The sequence below is a fragment of the Nitrobacter sp. 62-13 genome (assembly GCF_001896955.1).
In the GTDB taxonomy this organism is placed as follows: domain Bacteria; phylum Pseudomonadota; class Alphaproteobacteria; order Rhizobiales; family Xanthobacteraceae; genus Nitrobacter.
Window position 1 is genome coordinate 1 of record NZ_MKRN01000096.1, and the last position, 11,638, is coordinate 11,638.

At 63.9% G+C, this 11,638-nt stretch carries 9 protein-coding genes and 1 pseudogene; 5 read left to right on the forward strand and 5 right to left on the reverse strand.

What is annotated here, in order from left to right; all coding sequences use genetic code 11:
• The 3 genes and pseudogenes from BGN91_RS08570 to holA all read left to right on the forward strand — a co-directional run.
• Window positions 1-265: pseudogene (locus BGN91_RS08570) on the forward strand (leucine--tRNA ligase); the annotation flags it as partial.
• Between the two features lie 169 nt (window positions 266-434).
• Window positions 435-938: an LPS assembly lipoprotein LptE gene (gene lptE, locus BGN91_RS08575; protein ID WP_292612269.1), complete on the forward strand. Its 504-nt coding sequence runs from the start codon at window positions 435-437 to the stop codon at window positions 936-938.
• Window positions 939-949: 11 nt separating this feature from the next.
• On the forward strand, window positions 950-1,978 hold the full coding sequence (holA, locus tag BGN91_RS08580; RefSeq protein ID WP_292612271.1) for a DNA polymerase III subunit delta: 1,029 nt from the start codon (window positions 950-952) through the stop codon (window positions 1,976-1,978).
• A gap of 108 nt (window positions 1,979-2,086) precedes the next feature.
• Here holA and BGN91_RS08585 read toward each other — a convergent pair whose 3' ends face one another.
• The 5 genes from BGN91_RS08585 to mnmE all read right to left on the reverse strand — a co-directional run bounded on the left by BGN91_RS08585 (window position 2,087) and on the right by mnmE (window position 8,303).
• Window positions 2,087-2,968, reverse strand: a complete 882-nt coding sequence (locus tag BGN91_RS08585; RefSeq protein ID WP_292612273.1) for a ParB/RepB/Spo0J family partition protein — start codon at window positions 2,966-2,968, stop codon at window positions 2,087-2,089.
• Window positions 2,969-3,151: 183 nt separating this feature from the next.
• Entirely contained in the window at window positions 3,152-4,009 is an 858-nt protein-coding gene (locus BGN91_RS08590) for a ParA family protein (protein WP_292612275.1), read from the reverse strand.
• Window positions 4,010-4,026: 17 nt separating this feature from the next.
• A complete protein-coding gene (gene rsmG, locus BGN91_RS08595) occupies window positions 4,027-4,710 on the reverse strand; it encodes a 16S rRNA (guanine(527)-N(7))-methyltransferase RsmG (protein WP_292612284.1) in 684 nt (227 codons plus the stop codon).
• A 174-nt stretch (window positions 4,711-4,884) separates the two neighbouring features.
• Window positions 4,885-6,756: a tRNA uridine-5-carboxymethylaminomethyl(34) synthesis enzyme MnmG gene (gene mnmG / locus BGN91_RS08600; protein WP_292612277.1), complete on the reverse strand. Its 1,872-nt coding sequence runs from the start codon at window positions 6,754-6,756 to the stop codon at window positions 4,885-4,887.
• Between the two features lie 170 nt (window positions 6,757-6,926).
• Entirely contained in the window at window positions 6,927-8,303 is a 1,377-nt protein-coding gene (gene mnmE / locus BGN91_RS08605) for a tRNA uridine-5-carboxymethylaminomethyl(34) synthesis GTPase MnmE (protein WP_292612279.1), read from the reverse strand.
• A gap of 103 nt (window positions 8,304-8,406) precedes the next feature.
• Between mnmE and BGN91_RS08610 the strand changes: the two genes are divergently transcribed.
• Window positions 8,407-10,473 (forward strand): thioredoxin domain-containing protein, encoded by a 2,067-nt coding sequence (locus tag BGN91_RS08610; protein ID WP_292612281.1) that lies wholly within the window; start codon window positions 8,407-8,409, stop codon window positions 10,471-10,473.
• A gap of 135 nt (window positions 10,474-10,608) precedes the next feature.
• Entirely contained in the window at window positions 10,609-11,520 is a 912-nt protein-coding gene (locus BGN91_RS08615; RefSeq protein WP_292612282.1) for a phosphatase PAP2 family protein, read from the forward strand.
• Window positions 11,521-11,638 lie beyond the last annotated feature (118 nt).

The following is an 11,638-nucleotide window of genomic DNA, read 5'->3' on the forward strand; positions in this document are numbered from 1 at the left end:
CTGGCAGGCGCTGGGGCAGACCGGTCTGGTTTCGCAAGCCCGCTGGCCACAAATCGAGCGCGATTTGCTGGTTGAAGACACCGTGACTCTGCCGGTGCAGGTCAACGGCAAAAAACGGGGCGAGGTCACGGTGGCCAATGGCGCGCCGAATCCGGAAATTGAGACTGCCGTTCTGGCGCTCGATGCGGTAAGACAGGCGCTGGGCGGCAAACCGGCCCGCAAGATCATCATCGTCCCGCAGAGGATCGTGAATGTGGTGGGGTAGGTTGTCGGCTCGACCGGCTCGATCATGGCTTGAAGCGTTTTCGAGCGAAGTGGGTGCCGGTTCGCGTCGAGAAAACGCGTCAAAATCAGAATCCAGGGCCCCGTTCCGATTCTATCGGAACGGAAATGGCTTCAGTCCGCGCCTCGTAGCGCGACTGAGCGTCGTTGCCGTGCTGGCGGCGCTGACGGCCGGCTGCTTTCATCCGATGTATGCCGAACATGCCGACGGCAGCCCGGCGCTGCGCGACAAGCTGATGGGCGTGGAACTGCTGCCGATCGACAAGCCCAACGCCTCCCGCGATGCCCGGATCGGCGTCGAAATCCGCAACGCGCTCGCGTTCAAGCTTTATGGCGGCGCCACCGGCGCGCCGCCGACGCACCAGCTCAGGATCCGCTTCTCAACAACCCGCTCGTCGCTGATGCTCGATCCCCACACCGCCCTGCCCTCCAACGAGAACTACGGCATCGACGCGAGCTACCAGTTGATCGAGGTCGCGACCGGCAAGACCGTTCTCAATGCGAACACCTTCGCCCGCACCTCCTACGACATTCCCGGCCAGCTCCAGCGTTTCGCGCGCGCGCGCGCCTATCGCGACGCCGAGGATCGCGCCGCACAGCAGATCGCCGACAACATCAATACGCGGCTGGCGGCGTTCTTCTACGCCGGCACCTGACCGCTCCGCGAATGGTCGCGCTGCGTGGAAAAGACGTCGACAGCTTTCTCGCCCGGCCCGATCCGGACCGCCCGATCATCCTGCTCTACGGCCCCGACGCCGGTCTCGTGCGCGAGCGCGCGGACGCCTTGACGGCGTCTGCCGTCGATGACGTCAACGATCCGTTCTCGCTGGTGCGACTCGATGGCGACGAACTCGCCGCCGAGCCGTCGCGTCTCGTCGACGAAGCCATGACGGTGCCGCTGTTCGGCGGCCGCCGCGCCCTCCGCGTCAAGGCCGGATCGCGCAGTTTCGCCAGCGGCGTCGAGACGCTGGCGGACTCCGATATCCGGGACTGCCGGATCGTGATTGAGGCCGGCGAGCTGCGGCCGGAGGCGCCGCTGCGCAAGGCCTGCGAGCGCGCGAAGAATGCGGTGGCGATCGCCTGCTACCCCGACACCGAGCGCGATCTCGCACGCCTGATCGACGATGAGCTGCGCGTCTCCGACCTGAAGATCGCACAGGATGCGCGCGCCATGCTGACATCGCTGCTTGGCGGTGACCGTCAGGCCTCGCGCAACGAACTGCGCAAGATCGCGCTTTATGCCCATGGTGCGCGCGAGATCACGCTCGAGGACGTGATGGCGGTGGTGTCGGACGCCTCCGACTTCAAGCTCGATCCCGTCGTCGACGCCGCGTTTGCGGGACAGCCCGCCATCGTCGAAACCGAATTCGCCAAGGCCATGGTCGCCGGCACTTATCCGGGCCTCGCCATTTCGGCCGCGCAGCGTCAGGTCGCCGCTTTGCACAAGGCGGCGCTTCTGATGGAAGGCGGCGCGTCGGCCCCGTCAGCCGCCGAGGGCGGATTTCCGCGGTTGCATTTTTCGCGCAAGGCGGCGGTGGAAACGGCGTTGCGCAATTTCAGCGCCGCGCGGCTGGCTCAGGTGATGGATCAGCTCGCGATCGCGGCGCTCGATGCGCGCAAGCATTCGGCGCTGGCCGCCGTCATCGCCCAGCGCGCGCTGATGTCGATCGCGGTGAATGCAAGGCGGCGGGGATAGCGAATCGTCATTCCGGGATGCGGGCGAAAGCCCGCAGACCCGGAATCCATGTTCCCGGCTGTGTTCGTGGATTCCGGGTTCGCGCTTCGCGCGCCCCGGAATGACTGTCTAACTTTTGTTGTCCAGCCGCTTCAAAATCTCGTCGAGCTGGTCGAGATCGCGATAGCGGATCTGCACGACCCCGCCGGGATTCTTGTGCTCCACCGTCACCGCAAGGCCGAGCGCGTCGCTGACGCGCTTTTCAAGCGCCAGCGTATCCGGATCCTTCTGCGCCTTGTCCGCGCGCGCCTTCGGCGGCTTGCGCTCCGGCACGCCCGCCTCATGCGCGAGCGCCTCGGCCTGCCGCACGTTGAGGCCTTCGGCGACGATGCGCTTCGCGGCGCCGGAAGGATCGGGCACGCCGATCAGCGCGCGCGCGTGGCCGGCCGACAATTCGCCGGAGGCGATCAACGCCTGCACGTCCTCGGGCAGTTTCGTCAGCCGCATCATGTTGGCGACGTGGCTGCGGCTCTTGCCGACGATCTTCGCGATCTCGTCCTGGGTGCGTTTGAATTCGTCGGCAAGCGCGTGATAGCCCTTCGCCTCTTCCATCGCGTTGAGGTCTTCGCGCTGCACGTTCTCGACGATGGCGATCTCGAGCGCGACGTGATCGCTGACGTCGACCGGCACGATCGGAACGTCATGCAGTCCCGCCGCCTGCGCCGCGCGCCAGCGCCGCTCGCCGGCGATGATCTCGTAGCGATCCTGAACGCCTTTCACCGCACGCACCACGATCGGCTGGATCACGCCGTGCTGGCGAATCGAATCGGCAAGTTCGCCCAGCTCCACATCGGAAAACGCGCGGCGCGGATTGCGCGGATTGGGTTTCAGGAACTCGATCGCCACCTTGCGCTGCGAGCGCGGGCGTTCGGCATGGGCAGCCTCGCCGCCGACGTCGCCGATCAGACTTGCAAGACCGCGGCCCAGTCGCGAACGCGCTTCGTCGGCCATCGTCAGCTCCCTTGGATTCACGCAGAACACTCCAGATCAACGAGATGATTTTGCACGCGCGTTCCAGAACAACGGCGTCGCTTGTTCTGTTATTTCCTCTCCATTGTGTGGGAGAGAGCGGGTTTCGCTTCGCGAGCGGCGTCAATCGCTTCGCTCACCCGCATCGCGAATGATTTCCAATCCTCAATGCGTCGTGCGCAGGTCGCGCTCGCGCTTGATCACCTCGGTCGCGAGCTTCAGATAGGCTTCGCTGCCGCTGCATTTGAGATCGTAGACCAGCACCGGCTTGCCATAGGACGGCGCTTCCGAAATGCGCACGTTGCGCGGGATCATGGTGTCGTAGACCTTCGAGCCCATGAACTGGCGCACGTCGGCGACGACCTGGTTCGACAGGTTGTTGCGCGAGTCGAACATGGTCAGCACGATGCCGTGGATCGACAGATTCGGATTGAGCGTGGTGCGCACCTGCTCGACTGTCTGCAGGAGTTGCGACAGGCCTTCGAGCGCGAAGAACTCGCATTGCAGCGGCACCAGGATCGCGTCCGACGCCGCCATCGCGTTGACGGTGAGAAGGTTGAGCGACGGCGGACAATCGATCAGCACGTAGGTGTAATCGGCGTTGTCGGCGGCGTTGCCGTTGAGCGCGGTGATCGCATCGCGCAGGCGGAAGGCGCGATCCTTCGTCATGCCGAGCTCGAGTTCGAGGCCGGAGAGATCCATGGTCGATGCCGCTATATGAAGGCGCGGCACCGCCGTCGGCACCACGGCGTCGCGCAGCGGCGCCTCGCCGATCAGCACGTCGTAGGTGGAGACGTTGCGGTCGCGCCGGTCGATGCCGAGGCCGGTCGACGCGTTGCCCTGGGGATCGAGGTCGACGATCAGGACGCTTTCGCCGATCGCAGCCAGCGCGGTGCCGAGATTGATCGCGGTCGTCGTCTTGCCGACGCCGCCCTTCTGGTTCGCAAGCGAAATGATCCGGGGATGGCGGGCGGACGAATCGCGCTCGCTATCGCATTGATAGATATCATCAATTACCGTCATGCGCGGCGCCATGTTTATCATGTTTGTTTTGTCGGAGGACTATCGCGCCGATCGATGCGATCGAGTTCGACGATCCAGCCTTGTCCACCGGTGCGGCTGGAATGAATGCGAGGCTCAATATTCCAATATTTAGTGGCTTCCGTCAATTCAGCTTCTACATCTTGACCCTTGAGAAACAACGCCGTGGCTCCCTGTCTGACCAGAGGTTCCGCGAAGCCGAGCAGCAGTTGTAGAGGCGCCAGCGCCCGCGCGGTTACGCAATCGATCCGGCTCTCCAACCTTTCCACATAATCCCCAATATCCGCGTTGTGAATGACGGCGGGCGCCCCGGTAATCCGGGCAGCCTCACGCAGGAAGGCGGCCTTTTTGGTGTTGCGCTCCACGAGATCGACCCGTGCGCCTCGGACGTCCGCGAGAACGCAGGCCAGCACGACGCCGGGGAAGCCGCCGCCGCTCCCGAGATCGGCCCAGAGTTTTGCCTGCGGCGCCAGCGAAAGAAGCTGGAGCGAATCGGCGATGTGGCGCGTCCAAAGATGCGGCAGCGTCGACGGCGCGACCAGATTAGTTTTGCTCTGCCATTGGCCGAGCAGATCGACATAGGCGTCCAGCCGCAACTCTGTTTCACGTGAAACAGGGGTCAGCGCCAGCGCGGCCGCCTTGTCGGCGGTCGAAACGGATTGAGCCAGTAAAGGTTTTGGCATGGCCACTGAGGCAACATAGGGGACTGTGTGATTCCCGGCCAGACATTTCAATCCGCGGCGGTCGGCCATTGGCCGAGGGCGACCTTCCGGCGCGTGGGGTGCGAGCCGTTTTCTTTATGCTGCCACCATGGCGACGACCGATGTTTCACGTGAAACATCTCGGCCGGATCGCGCTCAGGCCGACGCTGCCGCTCTCTTCCGCGCTTCGCGGCGCAGATACGCCGCCAGGATGCCAAGCGCGGCTGGCGTCAGGCCATCGAGCCGCCCCGCCTGCCCCACTGTGCGCGGCTGGGCTTTTTCCAGCCGGTTGCGCGCCTCATTGGAGAGTCCCGGCACCGCTCCGTAGTCGATCCCGGTCAGAATCAGCCCCTCGTCGCGGCGGAATGCTTCGACATCGGCGGTCTGACGCCTCAGGTAGACGTCGTATTTGGCGTCGATCTCCAGATGCACGGCGATTGTCGGATCGACGGCCGACAGCTCCGGCCAGATCGCGGTCACCTTGCCCCACCCGATCTCGGCATAGGACAGGAGCTCGAACGCCGACCGCCGATGGCCGTCGCGATTGAGCGAAAGCCCGTACCCGGCCGCCTCGTTCGGCGTCACCGACAGCGATGTCGCCAGCGCCTTCGCCGCCTCCAACGCCGCCATCTTGGCCCGGTGACGCGCGGCGCGCCCTGCCCCGACACAGCCCATTGCAATGCCCTTGTCCGTCAGCCGCTGGTCCGCATTGTCGGCGCGGAGCGTCAGGCGGTACTCGGCGCGTGAGGTGAACATCCGATAGGGTTCGGTAATGCCGCGGGTCACGAGGTCGTCGATCATCACGCCGAGATAGCCGTCGGCGCGGTCGAATACGACCGGATCGCCGCCGCCCGCCGCCAACGCGGCATTGAGGCCCGCGACCAGCCCCTGCGCCGCGGCCTCCTCATAGCCCGTGGTCCCGTTGATCTGGCCGGCCAGGAAAAGCCCGGGCATCCGCCTGGTCTGCAAGGTCGGCTCCAACTCGCGCGGATCGACGTGGTCATATTCGATAGCGTAACCCGGCCGGGTCATCCGGACGCGTTCAAGGCCCGGAATGGTCGCGAGGATCGCGAGCTGAACCTCCTCCGGCAACGACGTCGAAATCCCGTTGGGATAGACCGTGGGATCGTCCAGGCCTTCCGGCTCCAGGAAAATCTGGTGGCCGTCGCGATCGCCGAAGCGGACCACCTTGTCCTCGATCGACGGGCAATAGCGCGGCCCCGAACTCGTGATCTGGCCGGAATAGATCGGCGATCGGTGCACATTGCTCCGGATCACCTCGTGGGTGGCCGGCGTGGTGCGGGTGATGCCGCACTGGATCTGCGGCACAGTGATCCGGTCGGTCATCACCGAAAACGGCTCCGGCGGATCGTCGCCCGGCTGCATTTCGACCGCCGCCCAGTCAATGGTGGCGCCATCAAGCCGTGGCGGCGTCCCGGTCTTGAGGCGGCCCAGCGTAAAACCGATTCGTTCGAAAGCCGCGGACAAGCCGAGCGATGGCGCTTCATCGACCCGTCCCGCAGGCCAGCTTTTCTCGCCGAGGTGGATCAGTCCGCGCAGAAAGGTGCCGGTGGTAACAACGACCGCGCCGGTCCTGATCTCGCGGCCGTCGCTCAGGCGAATGCCGGCGATTCGGCCGGAAGTGACGATCAGGTCGTCCGCCTCGCCCTCGATCACCTCGAGGTTCGCGGCTTCCTGAACCGCACGCTGCATCGCGGCCGCATAGAGCTTGCGATCGGCCTGAGCGCGGGGCCCACGGACCGCCGGACCCTTGCGGCGGTTGAGCATCCGGAACTGGATGCCCGCCGCATCGGCCACGCGGCCCATCAGCCCGTCCAGTGCGTCGATCTCGCGGACCAGATGGCCCTTGCCCAACCCGCCGATCGCGGGATTACAGGACATCGCGCCGACCGTCGCGAAGCGATGGGTCACGAGCGCCGTTCGGGCGCCCATCCGCGCTGCCGCGGTCGCGGCCTCGCAGCCGGCGTGGCCGCCTCCGATCACAATGACGTCGAATGATGGTGCCATATCCGGAATCTTCACGATTATTCGCCCCGGTTTTTAGCTCAGCCGGGGGCCGTCCGGAAGCTTGGATTTCACTGGCAGACCGACGGCAGTGTTTCACGTGAAACACACAGCCGTGAAACCGGAAGGGCTCGTTTCTTGCGAGGCAAGTGAAGGAATGAATACAGAATGTACTACTTACCGATGCAGAAATCCTTAAAGAGCGAATCTAGAATATTATCGATGTCCACGCGACCTAGAAGCCGTCCCATCAACTGAACCGAAATCCGAAGCTGTTCGGCGACAAGTTCATCGCCGCGCCCGGCCAACGACTCCGTCTTCGCAAGCGATGCTGCAGCCTCCTGCAATATGCTGCGGTGCCGCAAACGCGTAATGGCAGAGATTTCGCCCGAACCGAGCCACTTCCCCGCGAACGACGTCAGCGCCGCAACCAGTTCATCGATGCCGTCGCCACGCGCCGCCGAAATCCGGAAATACGGCGTCGCTGCCCCCTGCCCCGGTTTCGCCTCAAACTGCCATGGCTTCGTCCCATCATCTTCCGGGCCTGAAAGATCGACCTTGTTGCGTACCTCCCAAAGCGGCGCGCCTCCTCCTCCGATCGGTCGCGGCGGACAGGCCCGCTCACCGTCATCATCCGCAAGCCACAATACCAGATCCGCAGCCGCGGCACGCTCTTGCGCCCGCCGCACGCCTTCCCGCTCGATGGGATCCTCGGTTTCGCGAATGCCCGCGGTGTCGATCAGCGTCATCGGGTAACCATCGAGATCGAGATGCACCTCGATGACGTCGCGCGTGGTGCCCGCATAGGGCGAAACGATCGCCGCCTCGCGCCGCGCCAACCGATTGAGCAGCGTCGACTTGCCGGCATTCGGCGGACCCGCGATCGCGACCGTCAAGCCGTCGCGCAGGCGTTCGCTTTGCGCCGATGCAGCAAGGGTTTCTTCGATCTCTTGACGGAGCCGCGCGATCTTCTCCATCGCGGGCTTTAGCAGATCATCCGGCACATCGCCTTCATTGGCGAAATCGATTCCGGCTTCGATCAGGGCCGACGCCTCGATCAGTTGCCTGCGCCATTCACGCGCGCGATCGCCGAGCAGTCCTTGCAACTGCCGTAACGCCTGCCGCCGCTGCCGGTCGGTGTCGGCATGGATGAGATCGTCGAGACCTTCGGCTTCGGTGAGATCGATCTTGCCGTTCTCGAACGCGCGCCGGGTGAACTCGCCCGGCTCCGCTGCTCTTACATCGGCAATCGACGAGAGCGCAGCGAACAACGCGTTCAGCACCGCGCGGCCGCCGTGAACATGGAACTCCGCGACGTCTTCGCCGGTTGCGCTCGCAGGCCCGGCAAACCACAAAACGACAGCGTCATCAATCACTTCGCCGAGCGGATCGCGCAGCATGACCCGCTTCGCCAGGCGCGCGGCAGGCATCATTCCTGCGATTTTTTCAAGCGCCGTTCCCGCCTGCGCGCCCGAGACTCGCACGACCGCGATCGCCGACGGGGGCCGGCCCGACGACAGGGCGAAGATCGTTTGCTCTCGCGGATGCATTGCCTATTGTCTCAATCGGCTTCGACGACACAACAAATGCAGACGACAGCGGCGAAGCCTTGCTGCTTTTGTTATCCCATATTCGAAAGAAGGGCGCCTCGATATGAATCACGCCGCAGCCGGCTCAGGCCGCCCCGCGAATCGTCTGGCTGCGGAAACAAGCCCATACCTGCTGCAACACCAGCACAATCCCGTCGACTGGTGGCCGTGGGGACCCGCAGCGCTCGCCGAAGCGCAGCGGACCAACCGACCGATCCTGCTGTCGATCGGCTACGCCGCCTGTCACTGGTGCCATGTCATGGCGCATGAGAGTTTCGAGGACGACGAAGTCGCCGCAGTGATGAACGAGTTGTTCGTCTGCATCAAGGTCGACCGCGAGGAGCGGCCGGATATCGACCAGATTTACATGAGCGCGCTTCATCATCTCGGCGAGCAGGGCGGCTGGCCGCTGACGATGTTCCTGTCGCCCGACGGATCGCCGTTCTGGGGCGGCACGTATTTTCCGAAGCTGCCGGATTATGGCCGCCCGGCATTTACCGATGTCCTGCAATCGGTGGCGCGGGTTTTTCACGACAAGCCGGACCGGATCGCGCACAACCGCGATGCGCTGCTCGCCCGGCTTTCCGAACGCGCCAGATCCGAAAATCCGGCGAATCTCGGCCCCGCCGAACTCAACGGCGCGGCAGCTTCGATCATGCATGCAATCGATCCCGTGAACGGCGGGCTGCGTGGCGCACCGAAATTTCCGCAATGCTCCGTGCTGGAATTTCTCTGGCGCGCCGGCGCGCGCACCGGCGACGAACGCTTCTTCGCCGCCACCTCGCTGACCCTGACGCGGATGAGCCAGGGCGGCATCTACGATCATCTCGGCGGCGGCTATGCCCGCTATTCGGTCGACGACAAATGGCTGGTGCCGCACTTCGAGAAGATGCTTTACGACAACGCACAGATTCTCGACCTGCTCGCGCTCGACTACGCCCGCAGCAACAGTGCCCTGTACCGCGAACGCGCGATCGAAACCGTCGATTGGCTTCGCCGGGAAATGGTGACCGGGGAGGGGGGCTTTGCTTCCTCGCTCGATGCCGACTCCGAAGGCAAGGAAGGCAAGTTCTACGTCTGGTCCGCGAGCGAGATCGAAGAGGTGCTCGGCGCAACCGACGCCGCTGATTTCGCCGCACGATACGACATCACCTCGGGGGGCAACTTCGAAGGCCACAACATTCCCAATCGCCTGAAGAACTCCGACCTCGACGGCAATGATGAGGCGCGGATGCAGGCGCTACGCGCGAAGCTCTTGACGCGCCGCGCGCGTCGCGTCCGTCCGGGCCTCGACGATAAGGTGCTCGCCGACTGGAACGGCCTGATGATCGCGGCTCTCGTTCACGCAGCCCGCGCCTTCGACGTCGCGGACTGGCTGCAAACCGCGCGCATCGCGTACGACTTCGTTCGAACCACGATGACCCGCGACGAACGGCTTGGTCACTCATGGCGCGAGGGCAGGCTATTGATCCCGGCGCTCGCTTCCGACTATGCCGCGATGGGACGTGCGGCGCTCGCGCTGCATGAGGCGACCGGCGACAGCGCCTTTCTCGAGCAGGCCCTGCGCTGGCAGGCAACGCTGGACGCGCATTACGCCGACGTCGAACACGGCGGCTATTATCTCACCGCCGACGACGCCGAAGGACTGATCGTGCGGCCGCACTCGACGGCCGATGACGCCATCCCCAACCATGACGGACTGATCGCCCAAAACCTGGTCCGCCTCGCGGCGCTGACCGGCGATACAAAGTGGCGCGACCGCATCGACAACATGTTCGCCGCCTTGCTGCCGAGCGCAACCGCGACCGGCTTCGGCCAACTGTCGCTGATGAACGCGCTCGATCTCCGCCTCACCGGCGCGGAGATCGTCGTGGTGGGCGAGGGCGCGCAAGCCGGCGCGCTGCTCAGCGCCGCAAGAAAACTGCCGCACGCCACGAACATCGTGCTGCACGCGCCGCATGCCGACGCGCTGCCGGCCGACCATCCCGCGCGTGCCAAGGTTAAGTCCGTCCAAGGCGCCGCGGCCTTCGTCTGCCGCAACCAGAGCTGCTCGCTGCCGGTAAGTCGGCCGAATGATCTCATCGCGCTTGTGAACGATCAAATTGCGCCTTCTCCATTAAGAGATAGTTAGGCATTTCGGGGACGCCGGCGCCGCGCGTAAATTGCCCTTAAGACTGTTCGCTTATGGTCGATCCATGTCCTCATCCCCCATGGAGGCCGCTGATCCCAAAACGATGAACCGGCTCATCTGGCTCGTTATTGCGGCATGCTTGGCACGCTTTATGTGAGCTACCGATGGGCCGGGCTGTCCCTTGACGTGACTCACCGTTGGCCGGTTCTTTTGTTAATTCCCGCCTGCCTCTGCCTGTCATTTTATTACCGTTACTATCGCATCGACCGGTACATTTCGGCAGGGACTGAATTTTCCGCGCAGCTTCTGATTATCCTGCTAACGGGTACGCTGCTCAGCTTTGCCGCCGCGACCGCCGACTTTCCCTATCGGGACGACATCCTGTTCCACCTGGATCAGGAGCTGGGGTTTGACTGGCGCGCATATCTCGACTTCTTCAACACCCATTACATCGTCGGCCGCACGATCCATTTCATTTACTTCACCATTCACGTCCAACCGGTGCTCATCGGCATTGCGTTGCTCTGGACGCGGCGATTTGTGCGACTTCAGCAATTCGTCCTGACCGTGGCTATAGCTTTATGCCTGACGATAGCAATTTTCATCCTTACACCCGCGGTGGCCAACTATGCTCATCTCGGGTTGCAGCGCGCGGACTTTGGCAATCTCGCCCCATCCTGCGCATTTGAGCATATTCGGCATCTTGAATCGCTTCGGCGCGGCACGACCCACGTCGTCAAGCTGGACGATCTCGAAGGACTGATTATCTTTCCGAGCTTCCACGCCGTTGCTGCGGTACTGTTCTGCTGGGCAATCTGGCCAGTCCGGCGACTTCGCTGGTTTTTCGGTCCGATCAACTTGCTGATGCTTGTGGCAACGCCGGTCGACGGCGCGCATTATGCCGTCGACCTCCTCGGAGGCGCTGCCGTTGCCGGAGTCGCCATCGCCTTGACAACCTACATGACGAGGGTCGTCTGCGCCCGCTCGATCGCACAGCCCGTCATCCTGAACGAAGCCCAGGGATTGCCGTCATCCCGGCCGGCATAGGAATGCTCGATACCCAGACCGGTTGTCGACGATCGGTGGGGAGCCGCTGATATTCACGTATTCATCGACTCGAAGAATTCCGCGTTGTTCTTGGTGTTGCGCAGCTTGTCGAGCAGGA